This window comes from Draconibacterium sp. IB214405 (assembly GCF_033963885.1).
In the GTDB taxonomy this organism is placed as follows: Bacteria; Bacteroidota; Bacteroidia; order Bacteroidales; family Prolixibacteraceae; genus Draconibacterium.
In genome coordinates, this window is record NZ_JAXBMA010000001.1 from 21,543 (window position 1) to 47,513 (window position 25,971).

13 protein-coding genes are annotated in these 25,971 nt (G+C 40.1%); 7 read left to right on the forward strand and 6 right to left on the reverse strand.

The window, feature by feature from the left end; all coding sequences use genetic code 11:
• Positions 1–37 precede the first annotated feature (37 nt).
• From SLH46_RS00060 to SLH46_RS00075, 4 genes are all read right to left on the reverse strand, one after another.
• Positions 38–1,504, reverse strand: coding sequence for a PKD domain-containing protein (locus SLH46_RS00060; RefSeq protein WP_320279084.1), 1,467 nt, complete (start codon positions 1,502–1,504; stop codon positions 38–40).
• Between the two features lie 20 nt (positions 1,505–1,524).
• Positions 1,525–3,264 carry a RagB/SusD family nutrient uptake outer membrane protein gene (locus SLH46_RS00065; RefSeq protein ID WP_320279085.1) on the reverse strand — a complete coding sequence of 580 codons (1,740 nt, stop codon included), beginning with the start codon at positions 3,262–3,264 and terminating at the stop codon, positions 1,525–1,527.
• Positions 3,265–3,276: 12 nt separating this feature from the next.
• Positions 3,277–6,384, reverse strand: coding sequence for a SusC/RagA family TonB-linked outer membrane protein (locus tag SLH46_RS00070; RefSeq protein WP_320279086.1), 3,108 nt, complete (start codon positions 6,382–6,384; stop codon positions 3,277–3,279).
• Positions 6,385–6,676: 292 nt separating this feature from the next.
• Positions 6,677–7,219: a sugar-binding domain-containing protein gene (locus SLH46_RS00075; protein WP_320279087.1), complete on the reverse strand. Its 543-nt coding sequence runs from the start codon at positions 7,217–7,219 to the stop codon at positions 6,677–6,679.
• A gap of 219 nt (positions 7,220–7,438) precedes the next feature.
• On the opposite strand from SLH46_RS00075, the gene SLH46_RS00080 reads away from it, so the two are divergent.
• A complete protein-coding gene (locus SLH46_RS00080) occupies positions 7,439–11,482 on the forward strand; it encodes a hybrid sensor histidine kinase/response regulator transcription factor (protein WP_320279088.1) in 4,044 nt (1,347 codons plus the stop codon).
• Positions 11,483–12,024: 542 nt separating this feature from the next.
• Here SLH46_RS00080 and SLH46_RS00085 read toward each other — a convergent pair.
• Together SLH46_RS00085 and SLH46_RS00090 are read right to left on the reverse strand one after the other, a co-directional pair.
• The gene (locus tag SLH46_RS00085) at positions 12,025–12,297 is read right to left on the reverse strand and encodes a DUF493 family protein (protein ID WP_320279089.1); all 273 of its coding nucleotides are present in this window, start codon (positions 12,295–12,297) and stop codon (positions 12,025–12,027) included.
• A gap of 4 nt (positions 12,298–12,301) precedes the next feature.
• Positions 12,302–13,741, reverse strand: a complete 1,440-nt coding sequence (locus tag SLH46_RS00090) for a sensor histidine kinase (RefSeq protein WP_320279090.1) — start codon at positions 13,739–13,741, stop codon at positions 12,302–12,304.
• A 211-nt stretch (positions 13,742–13,952) separates the two neighbouring features.
• On the opposite strand from SLH46_RS00090, the gene SLH46_RS00095 reads away from it, so the two are divergent.
• From SLH46_RS00095 to SLH46_RS00120, 6 genes are all read left to right on the forward strand, one after another.
• Positions 13,953–16,823, forward strand: coding sequence for a ligand-binding sensor domain-containing protein (locus SLH46_RS00095; protein ID WP_320279091.1), 2,871 nt, complete (start codon positions 13,953–13,955; stop codon positions 16,821–16,823).
• 395 nt (positions 16,824–17,218) lie between these two features.
• Entirely contained in the window at positions 17,219–20,464 is a 3,246-nt protein-coding gene (locus SLH46_RS00100) for a SusC/RagA family TonB-linked outer membrane protein (RefSeq protein ID WP_320279092.1), read from the forward strand.
• Between the two features lie 56 nt (positions 20,465–20,520).
• Complete coding sequence (locus tag SLH46_RS00105) at positions 20,521–22,290, forward strand: RagB/SusD family nutrient uptake outer membrane protein (RefSeq protein WP_320279093.1); 1,770 nt, start codon at positions 20,521–20,523, stop codon at positions 22,288–22,290.
• 29 nt (positions 22,291–22,319) lie between these two features.
• Positions 22,320–23,138, forward strand: coding sequence for a hypothetical protein (locus SLH46_RS00110; protein ID WP_320279094.1), 819 nt, complete (start codon positions 22,320–22,322; stop codon positions 23,136–23,138).
• Positions 23,139–23,366: 228 nt separating this feature from the next.
• Positions 23,367–24,629 carry a T9SS type A sorting domain-containing protein gene (locus SLH46_RS00115; protein ID WP_320279095.1) on the forward strand — a complete coding sequence of 421 codons (1,263 nt, stop codon included), beginning with the start codon at positions 23,367–23,369 and terminating at the stop codon, positions 24,627–24,629.
• A gap of 4 nt (positions 24,630–24,633) precedes the next feature.
• Positions 24,634–25,959 (forward strand): family 16 glycosylhydrolase, encoded by a 1,326-nt coding sequence (locus tag SLH46_RS00120; protein ID WP_320279096.1) that lies wholly within the window; start codon positions 24,634–24,636, stop codon positions 25,957–25,959.
• The last annotated feature ends 12 nt before the right edge of the window (positions 25,960–25,971 follow it).

Sequence of the window (25,971 nt, forward strand, 5' to 3'; positions counted from 1 at the left end):
AATTAGGAAAGCTCACAATTATTTATTACTAGCATTATTATGGGTTCATTATTCCGTAAAATTCCAGTTCGGCAACATTACAATACCCATCAGGAGCAGTGTAATAGTAGATAAACCGGTAACTTCCCGGTGCCGATACCTGATCTTCCGATAATACTCCAACCGGCGGTGTAGTAATAATCGTATGTAACACGTCGTAGGTAGCATTAGCCGGGTCTGTTAAAATTGTTTCATCATTCGTTCCGCGAATTTCTGCACCATTTACGCGCGATGCCCATTGTTCATCACGTGGAGCATATTTAACCATTGTAAGCTGTACTTTATTACCAGCTCCAAAATCATAGCCAACAAATCCGGTTGATGCATATTCACCAGGTGCATCTACAAAAGTAAATAGATCACCATCGAAAGCATCGCCGATCAAGCCGTTTACTCCATCCCATGATCCGTCGTGACCAAAGATTTCACCTTCTACTTTTACTCCTTGTACAGGTGTCTCATCCGGATTCATTTCTCCGTAGAACTCCAGTTCAGCAACATTACCATAACCGTTACCTGTGTACAGATATATGTAACGATAAGTCTTAGTAATCTCTATTACAGCTTCTGTAAACTCGTACTTTGTTGGTCTTTCGGAGATGGTGTATAGTACGTCGTAAGTATCCAGGTAATTTGGATCGTTTGACCCACGAATTTGTGCACCTACCAAACGATCAACTCCCCATGCTTCCTCTGTATCTCTTCGGGCATATTTAACGAGCGTTACTTTTGCTTTATTTCCTTCACCTAAATCATAGCCAACCCATCCTTCCGGACCAGGAGCATCAACAAAAGTGCTGAAGTCACCATCAAAAGCAGCAGCTACATATGTTGCAGGATTATCATCCCACGAACTTTCGTGCCCGATAATTGTACCTTCTAATTTAGTAACTCCTGCAACTTGTTCCATGCTTATCGTTTTGGTTACAACAGCAGGAGTTGTACCTTCTTCACCAGTTACTGTAAGGGTAACGGTATACGTGCCAAAATCGGCATAGGTATGTGTAGGATTTGCTTCCGTTGAAGTGCTTCCATCACCAAAGTCCCATTCTACAGATACCGAATTTGTTGTAGTACCAGTGAATGTTACTGTTAAGTCACTTACCACTGAGGTAATTTTACCTGTTGGATCAGGCCACATAACCGTAACCATTTTTTCAATAATGGCAGGACTGGTTCCTTCTTCTCCATTTATTGTTAACCGTACCGTATAATTTCCGCCGGCGGCATAAGTATGTGTTGGACTTATAAGAGTAGTAGTTTCGCCATCACCAAAATCCCATAACGCAGATACGCCACTGGTTCCAGTTGGAGAAAAAGATACCTCAAGCGTGTTCGGAGAACCAGCTTCGTATGAGAAATCTCCTGTAGGATCAAGAAAATCTTCCTGACAAGCGACATAAAACAATGAGAAGATCACTGCAATCGCTATCAATTTTATATTATATTTTTTTAGATTTTTCATCTCTAATCTTTTATGAATCATTAATAACCTGGATTTTGTAAAATGTTCGGGTTTTTATCGATCTCACTTTTTGGGATCGGCATCCAATACATTGCAGGAGCATTAAATGAACGTTGTTCAACAAGAACACCCGGTTCGTAAGTTTTTGTTCCGTTTGGATGTAAAACCACTTCTACACCAGTTGCATTGCGATTAAGTACATCTTCAGCAATTAACCAACGTCGTACATCGAAATAGCGGTGCTCTTCGAAACAAAGTTCTACGCGTCGTTCATTAACAATGGCATTCCACAAATCGTCTCCCGAGGCTGTTACATCAGGCATTTTGGCGCGCGCGCGGATCACATTCAATGCCTCGCGGGCTTCACCTTCTTTACCTTGCTGGTAAAGAGCTTCGGCATAGTTCAAATACTGCTCTCCCAAACGGAACCATATCCAGTTTTTAGGATTCGGAAAGTTCCAGCTATTTGGTTTGTACGTTTCGTCCATAAACTTACGCGCATTGTAAGCCGATTTACTGGTATTCCAGTTATCCTGTCCGTACTTGGTATCTTTTCCTCCTCCGGTTATCGTTCCTGTTGCATCTGCAATTAGATAGGTTTGTACGTCCCTTTCCATCCAAGGATCGCCATCCGCCAAGACAGAGGCATAAAGACGAGCATCGCGATTTGCATAAGGATTTGCTTTATGAGAAGGATTATCCCAATCAAATTTGCTACCGTCGGCCATTTCAAAATCATCAACCAACTCCGAAATAGGCGTATTACCTCCCCACTGACCATATCCATTAGGACCGTTTGATTGATCCATATACGACAAGTTCAATCCATCGGCACTAGCACCACCTTCTTTGTCGAAAATTACTTCGCTGTTTCCACATTCCAAAAACAGTTGAGTATAATTCTCTTTCACATCTTCGTAAACATCGTATAGGGCATAGCCATTATCCAATGCTGCATCTATACAAGCTTTAGCGGCATTAGCGGCTTTACTCCAACGATCCGATTCAGGAGAAGTGTAACCAACCAGTTCATTAACTCCGGATTTGTTCATAAGCGGGCTGGCAGCGTAAAGCAATGCACGCGATTTTAAAGCAAGAGCAGCCACTTTTGTAGCTCGTCCTTTATCAGAACCTGAGTAGGTAGCTGGTAAAAGAGCAGCAGCTTTATCGCACTCTGAAACAATAAAATCAACATTTTCTTTGTATGAATTACGAGTGACACTCAAATACTCTTCACGGTCGTTTAAGGTAAATGCTTTTGTAATGATTGGCATTCCTCCCCAACGAGCAACCAGGTCGAAATACATTAATGCGCGAATAAATGTTACCTCGCCAACCAATCTGTTTTTTAGATCCTCATCGGTAAATTCTACTTCATCAATGCGTTCGAAAAACAAGTTACAGTTACTAATATTTCCCCAAATGAGGCCCCAGCCACGGTTATCCCAACCCCACCAGGCTCCGTTCATACGACCTAAATCAGAAGGGTTTACATATCCTTGCGTATAAGGCTCACAGCCACGAGACCAGGTAAGATAGGTTTCATCAACAACAGAACTTTGCCATGATTCAGCCCAACCGTGTCCGACTTTATTGTAACGTGAATTCACAAATGATTCAACTAATCCGGGATCGCTCCAAACATCCGCTTCAGAAATCTCAGTTAACGGATTTTTATCTAATATTTCTTCCTCCGAACATCCATAGGACAAGAAGAAAATCAGAATTATTAAGTATGTATATTTATTTATAGTTTTCATATTAATGACTGATTAAAAGGTTAAGTTCAAACCGAAATTAAACACTCTTGACTGAGGAGTACTCCAGGCTGCAAATCCTTGTCCTCCTTCGGTTGTTTCCGGATCGACATTTTCAAGACCAGTAAAGGTTAGTAAGTTTGAGGCACTGGTATACAGACGTAACTCACTAAATGGCAAACGTTGCATTACACTTTCCGGCAACATATAAGAGAGCTCAATATTTTTGAGACGAACATAAGTAGCATCTTTCAGGAAGAAGGTATTCTTCTGAGCTGATGATGTAACTTCCCTGTCGTAAATGCGAGGATAGTCGGCATTTGTATTAATCGGAGTCCAGCGATTATCGAAATAGTCCTGAGTAAAGTTTCCAATACTTCCTGATTCGAAGAATACATACTGCCAAACATTAGTAGCTCCTTGCCACAATGTACTTAATCCAAAGTTCTTATAGGTAAATCCCAGGTTCAATCCAAAAACAATTTCAGGAGTTGATGTTTTGTCAGGTCTGATCTTGTCATTACCGTCAATTGCTCCGTCTTCGTTTACATCGCGGAAAATCAGATCGCCGGGTTTGGCATTGCTTAAGTGCGGATAGTTATCCAGATCTTCCTGAGTTCTGAAAATACCAATTGCATCGTAAAGCAACCAGTAAGCACCAATTGATTTACCGGTTTGTTTTTGCCATTCTAAAGTAGTTTCAGGTTCATCAAAATAAACGATCTTACTCTTGGCATAAGAAAAGTTACCACTTGCCAGAAGACGGAATTCGCCAAAACTTTTGTTGTATCCCAGCACTGCTTCCAAACCTTTGGTTTCTGCTTCACCAATATTCTCAGCAGGTAATGATAGTCCGGTATAATCAGGAACATATGACGCTCCGTTAGCCAGAATATCCTCACGCTTGGTTTTGAATAAATCCAAATCCAGGCTAAAGTTTTCTAAAAACTTACTATCAAATCCGATATTAGTTGTGGTTGAAACTTCCCATCTTACATTTGGATTGGCATTACGAACTTGTACGATACCTGTCTGTGAAGCCGGATCATCACCACCTAAAGTAGCATTATCGCCAAAAGTATAAGTGGTTAAGAACTGATATCTTGCGATTCTGTCGTTACCCATTTGTCCCCACGAACCTCTAAGCTTGAAATAATCGATAAAACCTAAGTTTTCCTGCCAGAAATTTTCTTCAGAAATTCGCCATCCGATTGAAGCGCCCGGGAAAAATCCAAAGCGGCTTCCTTTCGGAAAGTTCTCAGAACCATCGTAACGCCAGTTGAATTGTAACAAGTATTTTTCCTTGTAGCTATAATCTACACGACCAAAATAGTTCATACGACCTGTTTCTCCGGCACTACCATCGTTTTGAGCGGTTTCTTTATCACCGGCAAACAGTTCTTCAATTGTTGTAGATACAAAATCTTGTCGTCTTCCCCATAAATAATCATAGCGGCTTTCATACTGCTCATAAGCAACGAATGCCGATAAATTGTGGGCTTCGTTAAAGGTTCTGTTATAGGATAACTTTCCGTTTAGCGTTATTCCCAGATTCTGGTTCATGTTCTCATCAAGCGCCGCGTTATTCGGGCCATATTGTCTTGCAAAATACTCATCGGTATTTACATCATAACCATACAAAAAGAATGCTTTCTGGAAATGTTTGTAAAATGAATCGGAACGATCAATATACAATCCACCATCCAAGGCAAGACCTTCTGTTAAAAATGCTAAGTCAAGTTTAAATCCCAGGTCAACATTTACGTATGATTGTTTATTCTCCTGGTATCCCATTGTTCCATCAGCACAGGTTACCGGGTTAAAATCATCCTGTGGTGCCAATACCGGCAGACCGTTCTCTGGCCAGCGAATATTAACACGTGGATCTCCTTTTACAAGGTAACGCCAAATAGCTTCAGAGCCATAGTGTGGAGAATTTCGGTTTTCCTGACGAAGCGAAATATTTGCAAATAGATCAAGAAAATCTGTAGCCTTAATATCAATATTTGATCTTAGGTTATATTGTTTGTAGTTACTGGCACTATTTTCATAGTAATTGTCCTGAAACTGATAACCGGTTGAAATAAAATACTTAACCCGTTCTGCTCCACCACTTATTGATAAGTTGTGTTGTGTTTGAGGAGCGAAAGTACGAAGTGTTTCATCCATCCAGTCAACATTTGGATAGTTTGTTGGATCTGAACCATCACGGAATTTCTGAATTTGCTCATCGTTATAAAGTGGATTACGACCATAAATGTCGGTCTCAATTTCGTTTAATGCCACAGCGTAATCTGCAGAATTAAGCATGTCGGGTAAAACAGTTGGTTGTCTTAATCCATAACTTGAGTTAAGCTTAACGACTGGTTTACCGCTTTGACCACGTTTTGTCGTAATCAGGATTACACCATTTGCAGCTCGCGATCCATAAATAGCTGCTGAAGCATCTTTCAACACTGTGATACTTTCAATATCATTGGCATCAATATGGCTAAAACCACCGGCGCGGTCAGCAACTCCGTCAACAACAATCAAAGGGCTGTTATCGCCAAAAGTACTTCTACCACGTATCAGAATCTCGGTATTTTCGTAACCTGGCTCACCTGTGCGGTTGTTTGTAATCAAACCCGGAAGCCGTCCGATAAGTGAGTTAGCAATGTTTGGTTCGGGTGTTTTTAAGATTTCTTCACCATCACTTGAAACAACAGAACCTGTTACAGTAGCTCTCTTTTGCGTACCATATCCAATCGCAACAACTTCTTCCAATCCAATAGCATCAGGTAATAATGTCATATTAATGGTACTTTGACCACCAACTTCTATTTCCTGCATTTTCATACCAACAAAAGAGAATTGTAATACTGCATCCTCCTGAACATCTGAGATTCTATATATCCCGTCAATATCAGTTACAGTTCCATTTGTTGTTCCTTTAACAACTACGGTAACTCCTGGTAACGGAGCTCCCGAATCATCAATAACCTTTCCTGAAACAACATCTTGTTGCTCAGCTGCCAATACTCCACCAAGAGAGAATAGCAATACAAAAACTGCCAGATTTATTACTCTCAGCATTTTCTGCATACAAGGACTAAGTCCGTTAGTACATAGTTTCTTACTCATAATTTTGAATAGTTTAATTTAATAAGTGAATCGTGTTATTTTTTCAATCAATAGAAGCTTGAGGTAGAAATACCTGCTTCTCATCTGCCTGGAACCGGCTAAAAAGGATGTCTTGTTCATAAGCTAGTATTTTAAATTTATATTCGTTTTAATCTGGTTTAATCATTTCACAGAACGAAAGTAGTTTTGTGGAATTTGATATATAATCTGTAATCCGTCAAATAAGGTCTCATTTTCGCAACACCCTCTTACTTGTTGATTTTCTGCCGATTACACATTTCATTTATGCAGCCTATTTTGAGTTTGATCGATTACTGATTACAAGCCATGCATGTTTGAATATTCCTGATTCAGCGTATATGAGATCATTTTGCTGATTAGATTTTTCTATTCTAACAGCAATTACATTTGCTCCTGTGCCGTTTAAATAAGAATTGATTGGAGCTTGAAAAGAGTTGTTTGCTTTTAGGGAATTTTCAACAGGATTTCCATTTATTCTTATTTCATTTTGTTCTGATATTCCCTCGAAATAGAGCACTATATGCTTATTAATCCAGTTTTCGGGCACTATAAAATGTTTCCTGTACCAAACTGAATCAACTGATTCTAGATCGTTGTTCCATTTATGAGGCAAATCAATATTTTGCCAGTTACTATCGTCATAGTCAATTTCAAAAGCAGAAGTAGAAGTAGATGTACTATCTTCACTAATAAACTTCCAGTTTAAATCGAAAAGTTGTTTGCTAATGATCTTATTATCATGCACATTGCAATTCATGAAAATTGCAGTAAAGAGCAACAGGGCAAAAGACCATATTTTAGTTCGTTTTAACATGTTGATAGTTCTATAGGTTATTCATGTTAAAATCTGGTATTTAGATTGCAGACTTTAGCGTTGATAAAATTACTTACCATAAAAAATAGCCGCCACCAGAATTTCGTCAATCAACCGTCAGAAAACAGTCAAACTGTTATTTGTTGTCTTTTGTAAGAAATGGCTTAACAAGATTTCATTAAATTTACGAGTGATTCAAATGGATTAACTGCTGTAACTATGAAATTAATCAGACCGATAATGCTTACATTATGCTGTGTTTTAATAACATTAGCAAATACTTATGGCATCGAAATAAAAAAGATCGGTGTTAAAAGCGGACTGTCGAATATTAATGTAATAAGCATTACCCAGGACCGGGACGGTTTTATGTGGATTGGCACCAAAGATGGATTAAACCGTTTCGATGCAAATACTTTTAAAGTATTCAGAACATCTGATTCTGATTCCAATTCCATTTGCAGCAATGCACTTAATGTAGTTTATGCCGACAAGTTTGATGACGTAGTTTGGATAGCTTCCGAAAAAAATGGTGTAGATGCATATAATTACAAAACACATGTATTTACGCATTACGACCATGACTATGAGAATCCGTCGAAAAATGACCTTAGTGCAAATGGTATTACTTTCATTGATGGAGACGAAGAAGGAAACCTTTGGTTCGCTACTTATGATGCCGGTATCGATCGTTTAGATAAAAACACAAAACGTTTCACCAACTATAATCAAGCAAATGTTAGTGGACTTGGCTCCAATTATAACTGGACAGTATTATACGATTCAGATGAAAGAATTTATGTAGGACATGTTAATGACGGTTTTAGTATAATCAATACAAGAACCATGTCGGCAGTTAATTACCGACACGATCCAAACGATCCTTCGTCGCTGACTGACAATACCGTTACCAGTTTTCTGAAAGATTCAAAAGGCCGTATATGGATTGGTACGCGAAATGGTCTTAACTTATTTAATCCCGATAATAACCGGATGATCAACTTTAAAAACGATCCGGAAAACGAACATTCATTATCCAATAATTTTATACAAAAAATGGTTGAAACACCCGACCATAAATTATATGTAGGTACTGAAGGAGGTGGAATGAATATCTTAGATCTGAAAGATCTGGCTTTTTTCGGAGACCTTTCAGATGTTCGCTTTGAACGTATTTTGGCCTCAGAAACACCTGATGGTTTATCAGGTTTATCGGTACAGAGTGTTTTTCAGGATTCTTTTGGAAATATATGGATCGGTGGATATGGAACCGGCTTAAGCTTTCTTCCTGCACGAGAAAATGACTTCCATAAAATTATTTACCTACCCTATATTGGAAACACAAATAGTCTTAACAACAAATCGGTAAACAGTATATGTACTGATCCTGAAGATCAGGTCTGGTTGGCAAGTGGATCTGGAGGTATTGGTATTTATAAGGACAGCAAAAAACTCCGACAAATAAACAGTATTAATAATACAAGTGCTTCTCAAAACATCATGAGTTTATATAAAACGCACGATAATGATATATATATCGGCTCCTCAACCGGCGATCTCTATTTTTATAATTACAACCAAGATAAGTTTACAGCAATTAACGCTTTTAACGACTTAAAAAACATTCCCATTTATTCCTTTTTCGAAGATTCAAAACACAATTTATGGTTTGCCACCGATATTGGATTATACATGTATAATCCAATATCTCAAAAAAGTATAGTTTACACGAAAGAGAATTCAGGCTTATCCGACAATGTAATCCGGGCAATTGCCGAAGACGGTGATCAAAATATATGGGTAGGTACTTTAATTGGCGGACTTTGTGTTTTTGATGAAGATTTTAAGCTGATTCGGAATTATGGCCAATCCTACGATTTTTATGCAGTGAATCACATCTACAAAGACTCGAGAGACCGAATGTGGATTGCCAGCCAAAATGATCTCTTCCTTATTAATAACACTCCTGCTGATTCCATAATGCGGTTGGGAAAAATATCCGGACTCGCAGAAGCCGATATTAAAAGCATTGTTGAAGGAAAGTCGGAAAACGAAATCTGGGTGAGTACCATCAACGGAATCAGTCAAATTGATATGAATACCATGCATGTAAGTAATTTCGATGCTAACGATGGTATTGTTTCGGGTGATTACCTCCCGGGTTCAGTTACAAAAACCAAGGACGGTAAAATATATTTTGGATCACAAAACGGAAGTACTTGGTTCAGTCAGTACATAGAGCAGTCAACGCCTGCCAATCCATCAGCAACTCTCTCGTCCTTTTCAATCACAAATAACCGAAATTATTTAAATCAGTTTACGGAAATTCCTTTTGGAAATGAGATTGAGTTAAAACACAATCAAAGTTCATTTCAAATCGAGTTTAACGTGCTGGATTATTCACTTTCAGATAAAGTGGAATTTATTTATCAAATGAAAGGTTTGGGCGACGGCTGGTTTCTCGTGAATACTGAAAAGGAGGTTACGTTCCGAAATCTAAAACCCGGTTATTACACATTCAATCTTAAAACAAGAATACAAAACAATGAGTGGCCCGAAGAGGTAACTTCTTTATCGATCAGAATAAAACCGCCAATCTGGTTAACCTGGTGGATGAAACTGATCTATTTTGCGTTAATAACCACTGCTATTGTATACGCGCTTAGATTCTATACGAACAAAATAAAAATTGAAAACGACCTGCTGTTTGAAAAGAACAGTCGCCAACAGGAAAAAGATCTGAATGAAGAAAAACTCCGGTTCTTCACCAACATCACTCACGAGCTACGTAGTCCGATGACCCTGATTCTTGGGCCGCTGGAAGATTTGCTGTCCGACGATTCAATTACACCTGGACAGGCAAAAAAACTACAGATCATACAACGGGTTTCTACCCGCCTGTTACAAGCAGTCAACCAGATTCTGGAGTTCAGAAAGTCGGAAAACAAAAGCCGGAAATTAAGTGTGATAAAAGACGACCTGGCCAAATACATTTACGAGATTGGTGAGAAATACAAAGACCTGAACCAGAACAAGGCGATCGAAGTAAAAATAGAAGTACCCGACCAAAAGATAGAGATGTTTTTCGACCCCGATATTATCACCATAATCATGGATAACCTGTTAACAAATGCCTTAAAATACACCAGTGAAGGAAGGGTGGAATTGGTATTAAAACAAGTACAGGAGGGTCAACTGGATTACACTGAAATTAGTGTAAGCGATACCGGATACGGAATTTCCGATGAGGATTTACCTAATATTTTCGACCGGTACTATCAGGCAAAAAACGCAGCACATCATATTAAAGGAACCGGTATTGGTTTGGCACTGGTAAAAAATATGGTGGAATTACATGAAGCAGAAATTGATGTGAGTAGTACACTGAACGAGGGAACGACCTTTTCGGTTAAATTTTTAACCAATAACAGCTACCCTGATGCCATCCATTATTTCCCGGAAGAACCGGAGGAGGAACAAACAGAAGAAAATACGAAAAATGTAATTCTGGTAGTTGATGATGATGCGGAAATCATTGAATACATAAAAGACTCGTTAAGTGATACCTATACCATTATTTCTGCTGTAAATGGAAAGGTTGGTTTTGATACAGCGTGCGAAGAAATTCCCGACATTGTTATAAGCGATATTATGATGCCAATTATGGACGGGATAGAAATGTGCAAGCTCATGAAAACAGATGTTCGTACCAGTCACATTCCGGTTGTTCTGTTAACAGCCAAAGGATCATTACACGATCAGAAACTGGGATACGATGCCGGTGCAGATTCGTATTTAACCAAGCCATTCAGCAGTAACTTACTTAAAAGCCGACTCAAGAATATTATCGACGCCAGAAGCAAATATTCATTGTCAACATCTTCAAAATTCAAGCAAAAACAAGAAATTTTAAATGAATCAATTGGAGAACTGGATCGGGAATTTTTGAAAAAACTCACTTCGGTTATTGAAGAAAACCTGGAGGACGAAGAATTGAATATCTCATACGTTGCAGCTCAATTAAATATGAGCCACTCTACTTTGTATCGTAAAATTAAAGCACTTACCAGTTTAACTGCCAATGAATTCATCCGCAAAGTCAGAATAAACTTTGCCGAACAACTTATGCTCACCAACCAATACAACATTTCGGAAATTATGTACCAGGTTGGTATTAACAGTAGCAGCTATTTCCGCCAGTGTTTTAAAGATGAATTTGGTATGAATCCGAGCGAATACCTTCAGAAACTTAAAGAATCATAGGTATTGATATTTTTTGACTGAATTATGACATCCTTTGCTAAAAATTAGTCCTTCATTATTTGTAAAATATTACATCTTGCTAGAAAAATAATAAACCGATAAAACAAGATGAAATCATTATTCAGCTTTACTTTAGCTCGTTTGATTTTTTCATGCACCAATCATTCCAACCAAAATCCCGGGCACAAACAAAATTTCGATAACAACTGGAAATTCCTTTAATGTGACAATACAGACGCTTCAAAACAAGAATTTGAGGATACATCGTGGCGAGAACTTGATCTTCCACTTTATTTTTTCACGTCGACGAAAAAAATCACTCTTATTTAGAACCATTCTACACAATTGTCGTAAAAGAAGCAACTACAAGGACAAAGGTTCTGTAGATAATTTTTTTCATAGAAGATCCTAGTTGGTTAGATTAGGTGTGCAAGCATCCCTGCTGAACAGGGGTGCTTTGTTAGTTGTACCTGTTAAGACGTCCAAAACAGCTGACCTATATCGATCATATAAAGCAAAACAGCTAAAACTTTCCCATTTAGCTAGAGTACAATCACCCCTTCAATTTTATCCACTTTCTCGGTTATTTCTACAATCTGGTCGGCCGAATCCATAAGCGCCACACAAGTCACCGACACATGTTTTAAGTTCGCAGTATGTCTGAATGTGGTTTCCCCGTGTTCAGGTAGTATCGACTTTATCTGATCAACCTTGCCTTCTTCATTGGGGGTAATAAATTTAAACATGTATTTCAACGGCCACCTTTCTGTTTCCATTAAACGGTAGCGCAGATTTTTATATTTGTCCCTTACCATACTTTTAAAGTTTTTTCCGAATCGGCAGTTCAACCGTAAAAGTTGAACCACAATTATCAGCTTCCTGACACGATTCCACATTGATTTCTCCGTCAAGCATATCGACATACGATTTGGCGATGGCTAAACCCAAACCCGAACCTTGTCTGGCTTGTCGGTCTGATATATCTCCCTGCTCGAACCGGTTAAAAATGGCTTCAATTCTTCCTGGTGCAATACCAATTCCCGTATCGCTGATGGAAAACACAAACGACGAATCCTCTACCTTACACTTTACCTCAATTTTCCCCGAGTCGGTGAACTTTATAGCATTTTTAATTAAGTTCGTAAATACAGAAACCAATTTATTTCTGTCACTGTAGATCAACTTGTTTTCGGGCGATAATTGAATCGATTTAGTCAGCTCCAAATTTTTAGTGTCGGCTTCCAACATAAAAAAGTTAAGCAACTCATTCACCAAATCCTGAATATCGAATTTACTCAGCGAAACGTCAACACTGCCGGCTTCAATTTTCGATATTTCCACAATATCATTCACTGTATCAACGAGCCGGTGTCCGCTTTGTTCGATAATAGAAATAAAATGCTGAAAATCTTCACCCGAAACATTCGGATCTTTCAACAGCTCGGTAAAACCCAATATTCCATTCATCGGCGTGCGAATTTCGTGGCTAACATTCGCCAAAAAAGCAGATTTTAACCGCTCGCTGTGCTCGGCTTTTTCCTTTGCATGAAGAAGATCTTTGGTTCGTTCAGCAACTTTGTTTTCCAGGTTTATATTTATCTGCTCAATTTCATTCTGCTTTTCAACCAGTTTTTCCTGCCGCAAAAAACTCAAACGCTCAAGCCGCTCCGAACTGTAAAGTCCGATCATGCAAATAATATTAAGCGAAACCAGCAGCGAATTCGAAATTATAACATCCGATACCAGGAAGGTACCTTTATCGGCAAGAAAAAATATAAGAAAGTTGTACACCCCAATCAACAACCAACCACCAATAGAAGCCTTAATAAAGCGGAGTTTTATAAACAAATATCCTCCGGCAATTATGGTGTACAATCCCCCTTCGTAATACGAAACCGGATCACGGCGTAACATATAAATCATCCCGCTTCCGGTTACCTGCATCGACAAAAACATAAGTACCTCCCAATACTTTTGATAGTTGGGGAGATAACTTAAAGCGACCATTAACAGGAGCCAGGGAATTACGATATAAAAGCGTACCACCATGAATTCGGAGACGTAACCCGAAACGGCGAATTTATCGAACAACGCAAAAAAAGCAAACAATATGGCCGTTGTAAACAATGCAAGACGCGATGTCCCAATCGACCGCTTATAATAACTGGTACGAAACCTGTCCTCCAGTTTTGCCTCCGAAAAATTTAGATTTAATAACCTAAAACCATCTGCACCAACCTGATTTAAACTAAAAACCATAAGCTGTTATTATAAAATCGTCTTCTTTAAATTAGGTTCAAACAAATGTATATATCTTCATCCAAAGATTACTTTGAAATTCAGCAAATCACCGTTAATATTGGAAATCCTTTACTTAAAACCGGGCATTTTTCGCTGATTTTACATCTTAATATTAATATTGTATTTTAGAATCCGGTTGAAACAATTTAATAAACGTTCAGGCTAAAACGTGAAACAAGCTTTATTCATATTACTTTTTATCGTTCCGCTGTTTGGTTTTTCACAGGTGAAAAGAATTGGGATTCCGAACATTCTGAATTACCCAAAATCGGAATACAAAGCCGGAACCCAAAATTGGGGAGTAGCGCAGGATCCCGACGGTTTTATGTATTTTGCAAACAACGACGGATTGCTGCGTTTCGACGGAAAAAACTGGGATCTTTTTAATGTCTCTTCCACATCAAATGTACGATCGGTGTGTATTGATGACGATGGTGTAATCTATATCGGGATGGATAACGATTTCGGTATTTTTAATCCAACATCCGACAATGGACCTGTTTTTACAAGCCTGATTGATAAATTACCCGAAGAAGTTACCGAAACAGATGTTATCTGGAAAATTTACAGCACCCAGTACGGGATGGTGTTTCAATCGTATCAGTACCTTTTTATTTACAACAACGGCAAGATAAACGTGATTAAACCGGAACGGGCATTTTATTATTCATTTTATATCAATAAACGGCTGTTCTTTCACGAACCAGGAGTTGGTCTGTTCGAATATATAAATGGATTTGTAAATAAAGTTCCATGGGCCGATGAGTTAAAAGACCACGAAATTCAATCGATGGTCAGTTTCTTCGATAATCATTTGCTGATCGGAACCGCACAATCCGGATGGTTCGAATACAGAAACGGCTCCCTAAAAAAATGGAATGTTCCGGCCAACGTCCAAACAGAAAAAGACGTTTTGTATTATGCTGTTAAGCTCGATGGCAATAACCTGGCGATTGGTACAATCCTGAACGGACTTATCATCGCCAATTCCGACGGTGAGATCATTCAGCATTTAAACCGAAAAAACGGTTTGCAAAACAATACCATATTAAGTCTCTGTAAAGATCGTTCAGGAAATTTATGGCTCGGTCTCGATAACGGTATTGATTACATCGAATTAAACTCTCCGATAAGTTATACTTCCGGTTCCGAAGACATTGGCACCGGATATTGTTCCGTCATCCACGACAACCTGCTTTACATGGGTACAAACCAGGGATTATTTACCAAACCTTTCTCTCCAAACGGAGAAAACAACACTGAATCCTTCAAAATAATTCCAGGAACAGAAGGTCAGGTTTGGAGTTTGAAAGTACTAAACGGACAATTATTCTGCGGCCATAATGTTGGAACTTTCTTAATTAACGACAGAACACCACAACTGATCAGCGAAGAACCCGGAGCCTGGACTTTTATTCAGTTAAAAGAAGATCCGGAATATGCAATTGGTGGTAATTTTTCCGGATTATCGTTATACCACTTCGAAAACAACAGATGGAAATTTGAGCAGAAAATCAATAATTTTTACGAGTCGAGCCGTTTCCTTACAGAAGATAAAAACGGAAAAATCTGGATCAGTCACGGAGCCCGGGGCGTTTTTCGGGTTACACTAAACGGACAGAAGGATTCGGTTGCAGAAGTTAAACTTTACGGCGCCAAAGATGGTCTGCCAAACGATTTGAATAATATACTGATTAAAGCAGATGAATCGTGGTACATTTCTTCGGTTAACGGTATTTACAGCTACAACGAATCATCAGATCGTTTTATCGAAGACGAAAAAATGAACCTGCTTTTTCAGAACTGCGGACGCGTGAAATACCTCGACAAGGATGTGCATGGAAATTACTGGTTTATTGCCGAAAACAATACCGGAGTGTTGCTTTTAAACGACGACGGAACATACACCCGCATAACAACACCATTTAAACAACTCATAAACAAGCTGGTGCGCGAATGGGAGTTTTTATACGTTTACGACCTCGACTATGTGATTTTTGCGACAGAAGACGGCTTTGCGCATTATTCGTCGCGTGTTGTTGCTTCCTATAATCAACCATTCAAAAGTTTTATTTCAAAGGTTGATGTACCAAATTCAGACACGGTTATCTTTCCCCGAAATGATGATGAGCTACTGGAATTCCCGTTTCAAAAAAATGCTTTTCGTTTTCACTTTTCCGCTCCCTTTTATCAGAATCCGGAACAGTTAATGTTCAGCTATTTTATCGATAATTATTCCGATAGCTGGTCGCCGTGGTCGAGCGATAATTACCGCGACATAACCAACCTCCCCGAAAACGAATACACTTTTAGGGTAAAAGCCCGAAACAGTTTCGACGTTGTAAGCGAAGAAGCCAGCTTTTCCTTCGTAATTACTCCCCCATGGTACCGATCGAAACAGGCAGTTTACATCTACATATTTTTTGTTTTTGTGTTCGTGGTAATAATTGCCTTTATTATTAATAAACGATTTGAGCGATCGAAACGAAAAGAACGCGAAAAACACGAGCAAGAATTACGCGAAAGAGAAAAAGAATACGCGCAACAGGCATTATTGGCCGAAAAGGAAATTATTCGTTTAAAAAATGAAAAGCTTGAAGAACAAAAAATATCACTCGATAAAGAGTTGGCCAACCAAACACTAAGTATTGTAAACAAAAATAAGTTCCTGATGAAAATAAACCAGGAGCTGAAACATGTTTCGGATGATACTACGGATGGAGCTGTAAAATCGAAAATGGCGATTCTGAAAAAACGTATCAACAAAGAGATTGATAACGAGCATCAGAACAAAATATTCGAAAGTTATTTTGAAGAAGTCCACAACGATTTTTTCAAACAACTAAAAGATAAATACCCCCATTTATCTCCAAAAGATTTAAGGCTTTGCGCTTACATTCGGATGAATATGTCGACAAAAGAAATTGCAACGCTTTTAAATATCTCAACCCGGGGAGTGGAAATCAGTCGCTACAGGTTAAGAAAAAAGCTGGATATTTCACGAGATGTTAATCTATCAACCTACCTCCTTAATTTATAACCAAGACTCGGCATTGTTGTATTTCAAAAATTATTTTGAGGTACTACATTCACAATATTCCATTTTTCTAACGACTGTTTAATAGCTATTTATATTTTTTGTGATGTATTTTTGACGTAATCATAAAATACGAATGATGTATTATTGTGATGGTCATTTTTTTTATCAAAGTTCACTTTTACCACATATTTGCTTTCCAGACAAGTTTAATATGCTCTTAAAAGGGCAATGATAATTTGGCAAATAACTGAACTGTAAAATAAGATGAACTTAAAACTTGACACTTCATTCCCCCGAATAGTGACCACAACTTTTATTCAAGAAACTATTAATCCAATTCGCACAACTTGAATGTGCGTAAGACTTTACATTTTATAATAATCAAATTCAGATCTATGAAAGAAAAACTAATGATGAGAAAAATTCTCATGTTGCTTTTAGTCGCATTTTTTTCCGTGGGTGCCTATGCTCAGGAAATTGCGATAAAAGGTGTTGTGACTTCTGCAGATGATAAACAGCCTCTACCCGGGGTAACGATTACAATTGAAGGAACAACAAATGGAACAGTAACCGATTTTGATGGTAATTATCAGTTTTCAGCACCGGCTGATGCTGTACTTATTTTTTCATACATTGGTATGAAACCGCAAACGGTTAATGTTGACGGAAGAACGGAAATTAACGTTCAGCTTGAGGCGGAATTGTTTAATGTTGACGAAGTAGTGGTTGTAGGTTATGGTGTTCAGAAGAAAGCACTGGTAACCGGAGCAAACGCTAATGTTAAAGGAGAACAACTGGCAGAGTTGAATACCTCGAATGCAATGGAAGCACTGCAAGGTATGGCATCGGGTGTTAACATTACCCGGAACAACGGTGCTCCAGGAGCAGGTACTAAAGTAACCATTAGGGGAGCCGGTACAATAGGTGATGCTTCGCCACTTTATATTGTTGACGGAGTATCAGTTGGTAATATCGACTACTTAAGCCCTTCGGACATTGAGTCGATCGACGTGCTTAAAGATGCGGCATCAGCTGCTATTTACGGATCGCGTGCTGCCAACGGTGTAATCCTGGTAACAACAAAAAAAGGAACAAAAGGATCTTCTCCTGAAATTACTTACGACGGATATTACGGTGTTCAGAACATCTACAAAAAACTACCCGTTTTAAATGCTCAGGAATACATGTACATTATGGACGAAGCACGTTCGAACGATGGTTCTGCATTGTTCGATTGGGAAAACCTTATTGTTAACGGAAATACATTCTTAAGCACAAATTTCCCCGGAAGTCTGGGAACTGAATACGGTCAGTATGTTTGGGACAAGTTGCAAAGCGGCTGGGAAGGTACCAACTGGATTGACGAAATGACGCAGGATAATGCGCCTGTTCAAAGCCACTCTATAAACATTACAGGTGCTTCAACCGACATTACTTATTCTGCAGGTTTCTCGTATTTCGACCAGACAGGTTTGATTGGTGGAGAAATAACCGACGCCGGTTATAAGCGTATGACTGCCCGTTTGAACACCAACTTTGTTTTGAAAAGAAAAGCCGACGGTTCGAAATTATTGAATGTTGGAGAGAACTTTACTTATACAAATACTGAAAACCGTTCGGTCGCAACAGGAAACATCTATTGGAACGACCTGCACAACGCGCTGGTAACAAATCCATTGATGCCTTTGTACTGGGATAACGAAAATATCAACCACTGGACCAACGGTTATTCGCCAACTTTGGAAGGCGTTTCGATGGGAGGCCACAATCCCGTTGCGCAAATGTATTACCGCCACAATAACAGCTGGAGCAAAGGAAATACAGTTGTAGGTAACGTTTACGCCGAATTGGAACCAATTACAGGTTTGGTACTCAGATCTTCTTTCGGTATGGATGCATGGTTTGGTCACAGCCGTTCGTATGGACAAACCTACCAGTTTGCAACCCAGTATCAAAACACTTCCGACGGTACTCAAATGGATATGTACAGCGGAGTAAATTACACCTGGACAAATACAGCTTCTTACGATTTTAGCATTTCAGAACATAAATTTTCAGCCTTAGTTGGAACCGAGATGTTGAAAAATACACTGAACATGAATGTTGGTGGTAGCAAAAACAACACGCTTTTTGGCGATGCTGAACACGCCTACCTAAATAACACCAACAACCCGGAAGTGGTAAGTGACATTAGCACCTGGGGTGCCGACTATGCCGCTCAGGGTGGTGGTTTAATGTCGTACATGGGTCGTCTTTCGTACAACTACAAAGAAAAATACATGGCCACCTTTACCATGCGTGCTGACGGTTCATCGAACTTTGCCAAAGGAAATCGTTGGGGTTATTTCCCATCAGTTTCTGCAGGTTGGAACTTCAGCGAAGAAGATTTTATGAGCGATCTTGACTTTATCAACTATGGTAAATTACGTGCCAGCTGGGGACAGAACGGTAACCAAAACATCGATAACTTTATTTACAGTTCGAACATCGCCTACAAGGATCAGGGATATTATTTCGGACCAAACAAAGATGTACCACAGCAGGCAGCAATTCCTGCCAACGTACCAAACCCTGATGTAACCTGGGAAACTTCGGAGCAGTTAAACTTTGGTGTTGATACACGTTTCCTCGATTCAAGATTTGGCGTAACTCTCGACTGGTATAAAAAGACTACAAAAGACTGGTTAGTAGTTGCTCCTATTTTAGGAACCTTTGGAGCCGGTGCACCATACATTAACGGTGGTGACATTCAAAATACCGGTTTCGAATTTGTATTCTCTTGGAACGACAACATTTCAGATTTTAAATACGGCGCAACCTTAACCGGTTCTTACAATAAAAACGAAGTAACAAAACTGGCTAACGCCGAAGGAATCATTACCGGTTCCGGACATGTTCTTTCTCAGGGAACATCGTACATTTCAAGAGTGGAAGTAGGACAACCAATTGGATTCTTCTACGGTTTCAAAACTGATGGTTTGTTCCAAAACCAGAACGATGTTGATGCTTACGTTACTGCCGATGGTGCTCCGATTGTAATTGAAGCCGAACCTGATACTCCTCGCAAACCGGGTGATGTTCGTTTTGTTGACCAAAACGGAGACGGTATTATTAACGACAACGATAAAGTAATGCTGGGTAAACCAACTCCTGATTTCGAGATGGGTATTCAGTTAAATGCCGAGTACAAAGGATTCTACGTAAACACTGCTTTATCAGGAAAATTTGGTCTTCAGGTAATGCAATCGTATCGTTCGTTTGCCGACCAGTTGACACAAAACTACACCACTCAGATCTTTGATCGCTGGCACGGAGAAGGAACTTCAAACCGAATTCCACGATTAACATACGCAACAACTGCTAACACACAGCTGATATCTGATATTTACATGCACGATGCTGATTACATTCGTATCAACAACCTGACTATCGGATACCGATTCGACAAAATGTTGGCTAACGTTGAATGGATGAGAGCAGCAGCAGTATACGTATCTGTAAACAACTTACATACATTCACAAAATACGACGGAATGGATCCTGAAGTAGGTTATGCACCTGACTCATGGGCATCCGGCGTTGATTTGGGATTATATCCGTTACCACGCACAGTAATGTTTGGTGTTAACGTAACATTTTAATTGTGATCAACTATTCCAAAATAACAGAGATAGTGAATAAAAATAAAGAACAAATTATGAAGAAGTTATTATATATAATGGCAGTTGGGGTAATGATCATGGTCACTTCGTGTTCCGATCTCCTCGATACCGACAACTTGTATAATAAAAACCTCGACAGTTTTTATCGTACTCCAACCGATATCAATGAAGCTATGAATGGTGTTTACAATGCACTGTTTGTTAGCGGCGTACATAGCAACGAGCACCTGGCAGCAAACTTATTAAGCGATGTAATGCTTGGTGGCGGTGGTCCTGATGATGTTTCGGCAAAAAACGTGGATCAATTCCAGGATCCTTCAGAAGATACTTACCGCGATTTGTGGGTTGAAACTTATAACGGCGTAAGTAGAGCGAATGCAATTATTGAGGCAACAACCGATGGCGATTTTTCGGCCTATTTCGATACTGCCGAAGAAGCAGAAGTTTTCAAAAACAATACTTTGGGCGAAGCATATTTTATGCGTGGTTTCCTGATGTACAGAGCAGCCCGATTCTTTGGAGGTATGCCAATAATCGCAACTTCCGAATCAGATCGTAGTGCACCTCGTGCATCGTTGGCTGAAACCTGGGCTTTTATCGCTTCAGATTTTAAAAACGCAGCTGAGACACTGCCTGAAATGAGTGCCGACGCTTATGCTTTATCTGATTACGGACATGCCAATGTTTGGGTGGCAAAAAGCTACATTGCCCGTGCGTACCTGTACTACACCGGTTATATGACAAACATTGAAGGACAAGCAACAGATGTATTGCCATTGACAGATGGTGGAAGCATATCAAAATCCGAAGTAATTTCTCTGCTTGAAGATGTGATAAACAACAGTGGTTACCAACTGGCAAGTGATTTCCGTAATTTGTGGCCTTACTCGTATGTTAACGAGAGTGCCAGAACATACAACGCTGATGGTAACAACCCGGTTTTACCTTGGGCTGAAAATCCTGACAATGCCGATCCTGCAGTTCCATTAGCATGGGTTGGACAAGATGGTCCAAATGCAACTTTGGGAACAGGAAACTACGAAGTGATGTTCGCACTGCGTTATGGGCTGGGTAACTGGAACTACGACAACGGAACAGGACAGAAATTCAACAACCGTGTGCCTCTTTTCTTCGGAATCCGCGACCACTCGATGGTTCCGTTCGGACAAGGATGGGGATGGGGAACCGTACACTCAGATTTCTATGCACAGTGGTCTGACGACGATCCACGAAAAGAAGGTTCGGTTTTGAACCTGAACTCAAAAGATTCGAACATGGGATTGGCCGACTGGAACATTGGTAAAGGTGACCAGAATACCGGTTTGGTAAATAAAAAATACACCACATTGCAGCACGACGGTCCTGACGGAGTAAGAGGTATGTTCTACTACCTGTACGACATGTCAAACGGTGATCCGATGCAGTTATGGGCAGCACAGGATTTCTACTACCTGCGATTCGCCGATGTATTATTGATGCACTCTGAATTAACCGGAACCGCTGATGGAATGAACCAGGTTCGTGCACGTGCCGGACTGGAAGCCGAAACCTACTCGCTGGAGGCAATTAAAGCTGAACGTTTACACGAATTCGCTTTTGAAGGACTACGCTGGTTCGACTTGGTAAGATGGGGAGATGTTGAAACAGGAAACAACTTCTACAACGATCAGATTACTGTAAACAACTCGGGAGTTGAAGCTCCTTACCAGGTTTCTTACCGCACCGAAACAAAAGGTCTGGTGCCAATTCCTGAATCTGAATTGCGCTTGTCGAACGGTGTTTACGAACAAAACCCGGGATGGTAATAAAATTGAAAACTAAAAAAATGAAAGAGATGAAATTAAAGAATATAGCTGCCATTTCGCTGATGGCCATTGTTTTGATGTTTTCTTCCTGCGATCCCATCGAAGACAGGGATATGCTGGCCAATAGTTTTGATCCTGAAAATATTGAGCTGCAGGTTGTTCAAGCTACCGATGGAGGTAACAAATTATCGTTACAAATGAATACCGAAGGTGTTACCGGATACTGGGATTACATCATCGATAAAAAATACACCGACCGCGTTGAGGTTGTGTTCCCATTTACCGGAACACACACTTTCACCTATCACGTAACCACTCCGTACATGCCTGACAACGAACCGGCAACAACGGAGTACATCGAAAAAGAGATTTCGGTTGAAATTACTCAGTTGGATGAAGCGCTTCCTGAGGCCTATTATTTACTGGTAGGCGACGATCTCGAAGGTAAAACCTGGGTTTTTGACGGAGGTCCTGCAGCTGATGGTGGCACCTGGTGGTTTATGTCTGACCCAGCAAATGCCTGGGCAATTTGGTGGAATGCAGCCGGCGATTGCTGCCCTCCTGCCGATGCTGCCGGTAAAATGGTATTCGACTTAGCTGGCGGAGCAAACTACACATACTATGCTGATGCCGCGGGTGATCCAATTACAGGAAGTTCATTCAAATTCAACAGCGATTACACAAAGTTAACCATTGATGGTCCTGCTAATTTATTAGGATCGATGGATGGAGGTGGTAATGCTGGCGTTTTCAATATCGTTGAATTGACTGCCGACAAAATGGTACTTTTTGTTCCGGATGCAGCATGGGCGACCGGCTGGACCTGGGTATTTGTACCTGCTGAATAACGCAAACCATACAGTTTAGATATTTAATGGCTGATGAGCCAGTAAATTATTTGATAGTTTAGATAGATTGGGGAGAGTTTCTCTCCCCTTTTTTATCATCAATAAAATTTCGTACTACCCAAAAGGCGGTATATAACCTTTTAATTGCTGTAAAACAGGTTCGATTTTAAAAATCGCCAACCATAAAAACAGCTCTGAAATTCAATAAATTATAATTTCACAGAACAAATGAGATATAGTCTTTTCATAGTATTTATTCTTTTCTCCACCCTGAAAGCTATTGCTCAGGTTGGCGAATTGTTATGGGAAGACAATTTCAACACCGGTCAACTTAACCTGGAGAACTGGAATATTGAAACCGGCACCGGGGTAAACGGCGATTTTGGCACCGGGCAGGTGGATCGTGCCACCAACCGCGAAGAAAACATCAGTTTTAGTAACGATGAGCCGGGCGCAGAAGATGGATGCCTGGTAATTACAACACGAAAAGAATTTTACATCGACAGGAATTATACGAGTGCCCGTTTAAATACAGCAGGAAAAAAATCGTGGGGACCGGGACATCGTATTGTTGCCCGAATACATCCGCGCAACGTAAAACAAATGGGACAAGGTTTTGCATTTTGGATGATGCCCGATGAAATTCCTGCAGGCTGGAACAGCCTGATGTGGCCGCAAGGTGGCGAAATCGATATTATGGAATACGTTGGATCTATTCCCTTTCATAATCTCGGCAGCGTGCACTATGCCTGGTTTTGGCAGAACAACGAATGGGCCGACTGGAACCACGGACACAAAGGTTTTTATTACAGTTACGAAACGCAACAAGTACCAAATCCTGCCGAGCCTAGCTACGGAAATTATCCGCCGGATGAAAACGATCCGAATGCCGGAAGTTATGGATTTCATGAATATGGAATTGACTGGTATTCCGACCGGATTGAGTTTTTTATCGACGACAATGTTTACCACATCCACTACCTGAACGACGGTGGCGCTTTCTCGATTGACGGCGAAGATCAGTCGGCGGTTTTAACACGCGAAGGGAAACGGGTTGGTATTTCCGAATACTCCAACCATTTTTACGAATGGCATCCTTTCGAGCACAAAATGTACCCGATTTTAAGTGCCGGCGTTACCGGAAGCGACTATTCTTACGGTGGCCCTGTAAATGCTGAAGCAGAATTTCCATGCTCCGTTTTTATTGATTGGCTGCGGGTTTACAAACTAGATATTAACGTGGGAATCAGTCAAACAGCATCCCGTGAGTTTCAAATCTATCCCAATCCGGCAAAAGAAAACCTTACTGTCAGCTGCAAAACTACAGGCGAATACAACGTTAAACTACTCGACATCGCCGGAAAACCAGTTATGCAGGGCACTTTCAGTAACACAACTGAAATAAATACCTCGGGATACACGAAGGGTTTGTACCTGGTTAAAATCGAAAATGGTCGACAATCTTATTCTGAAAAAATACTAATTAACTAAAACTATGCTTAAATCATTCAACAAACAAAACTGGCTATTCCTCCTGGCGTTTCTTATCCTTGTTACTCCACTAAACGGCTGCAGCGAAGATGGAGCAAGTGCAAGCTTCTCACCCGATTTTTCGTATTCATTTATTGATGAAAACAACGTTCGGTACACCAACGAAACCGAAGGAGAATACTGGCGAATGGAATGGAATTTTGGTAACGGAAGTACCGAAACCACCATTTCGAAAACAGAAGAATTTACCACTTACTATCCTAAAGCAGGCGACTACCAGGTTACGCTGCAGGTGACAAATAAGGACGACGAAATTAAATCGGTTTCCAAAACGGTTACGGTTACGCACACCGATTTTGCTGTCGATTTTTCAGCTAACATCGATGGAGAAAATCCCAACATCGTACATCTTGAAAATACAACCATTGGCGATTATGATTCGTTTCAGTGGACTTTCAGAAACAAAATCATCGAAAACGAGAGCACAACGCAGGCCTATTTCCCGTATGCGGGAACTTATTCGGTGGAATTAGTGGTTACAAAAGACGGGGAGACGTTCTCCTCAACACAAAATATTTCAATTGCTGCCAACGACCCCGACTACTTCTCGAAATTGGAGTTGGTTTGGGTAGACAATTTTGATGGAAACGAAGTAAATACCGACAACTGGTCTTTTGAAACCGGCTCGGGTGGTTGGGGAAACAACGAACTACAAAATTATACCAATGGCAGTAATGCCAGTGTTCAGGATGGCATTTTAACCATAACCGCTAAAAAATTAAACGACGATACAGTAGCCGGTTCATATACTTCCACACGAATAATTACCAGCGGCAAAAAAGAGTTTACCTACGGGCGAATGGAAATTCGCGCCAAACTTCCTTCTGGTCGTGGAATCTGGCCGGCAATCTGGATGCTGGGCGCCGATATCGGTAGCGTGGGTTGGCCGGCTTGCGGCGAAATTGATATTATGGAATATGTAGGCTACGAACCCAACACCATTCATGCAACAGTCCACACTTCAGCCGGATACGGAGGAAATGGAAGTGGCAACAATAAAACGCTTGAAACCGCAGAAGAAGAATTCCATGTTTACGGTCTGTTTTGGACGGAGAAGGAACTGGTATTCTATACCGATTCGCCCGAAAACGTAACACATCGTTATGCCCCTGCAAACAAAACTAATGATAACTGGCCTTTCAACAAACCACAATTTTTTATTCTGAACGTAGCTGTTGGTGGCAACTGGGGTGGTGCCCAGGGAATCGACAACGCTATCTTCCCTCAATCGATGGAAGTAGATTATGTTCGGGTATACCAGGAAATGTAAATCAAAATATAG

What these genes read in the sequence shown, in the direction of transcription:
- SLH46_RS00060 (WP_320279084.1), bottom strand. Translation starts at nt 1,504, where the DNA reads ATGAAAAATCTAAAAAAATATAATATAAAATTGATAGCGATTGCAGTG.
- SLH46_RS00065 (WP_320279085.1), bottom strand. Translation starts at nt 3,264, where the DNA reads ATGAAAACTATAAATAAATATACATACTTAATAATTCTGATTTTCTTC.
- SLH46_RS00070 (WP_320279086.1), bottom strand. Translation starts at nt 6,384, where the DNA reads ATGAGTAAGAAACTATGTACTAACGGACTTAGTCCTTGTATGCAGAAA.
- SLH46_RS00075 (WP_320279087.1), bottom strand. Translation starts at nt 7,219, where the DNA reads ATGTTAAAACGAACTAAAATATGGTCTTTTGCCCTGTTGCTCTTTACT.
- SLH46_RS00080 (WP_320279088.1), top strand. Translation starts at nt 7,439, where the DNA reads ATGAAATTAATCAGACCGATAATGCTTACATTATGCTGTGTTTTAATA.
- SLH46_RS00085 (WP_320279089.1), bottom strand. Translation starts at nt 12,297, where the DNA reads ATGGTAAGGGACAAATATAAAAATCTGCGCTACCGTTTAATGGAAACA.
- SLH46_RS00090 (WP_320279090.1), bottom strand. Translation starts at nt 13,741, where the DNA reads ATGGTTTTTAGTTTAAATCAGGTTGGTGCAGATGGTTTTAGGTTATTA.
- SLH46_RS00100 (WP_320279092.1), top strand. Translation starts at nt 17,219, where the DNA reads ATGAAAGAAAAACTAATGATGAGAAAAATTCTCATGTTGCTTTTAGTC.
- SLH46_RS00105 (WP_320279093.1), top strand. Translation starts at nt 20,521, where the DNA reads ATGAAGAAGTTATTATATATAATGGCAGTTGGGGTAATGATCATGGTC.
- SLH46_RS00110 (WP_320279094.1), top strand. Translation starts at nt 22,320, where the DNA reads ATGAAATTAAAGAATATAGCTGCCATTTCGCTGATGGCCATTGTTTTG.
- SLH46_RS00115 (WP_320279095.1), top strand. Translation starts at nt 23,367, where the DNA reads ATGAGATATAGTCTTTTCATAGTATTTATTCTTTTCTCCACCCTGAAA.
- SLH46_RS00120 (WP_320279096.1), top strand. Translation starts at nt 24,634, where the DNA reads ATGCTTAAATCATTCAACAAACAAAACTGGCTATTCCTCCTGGCGTTT.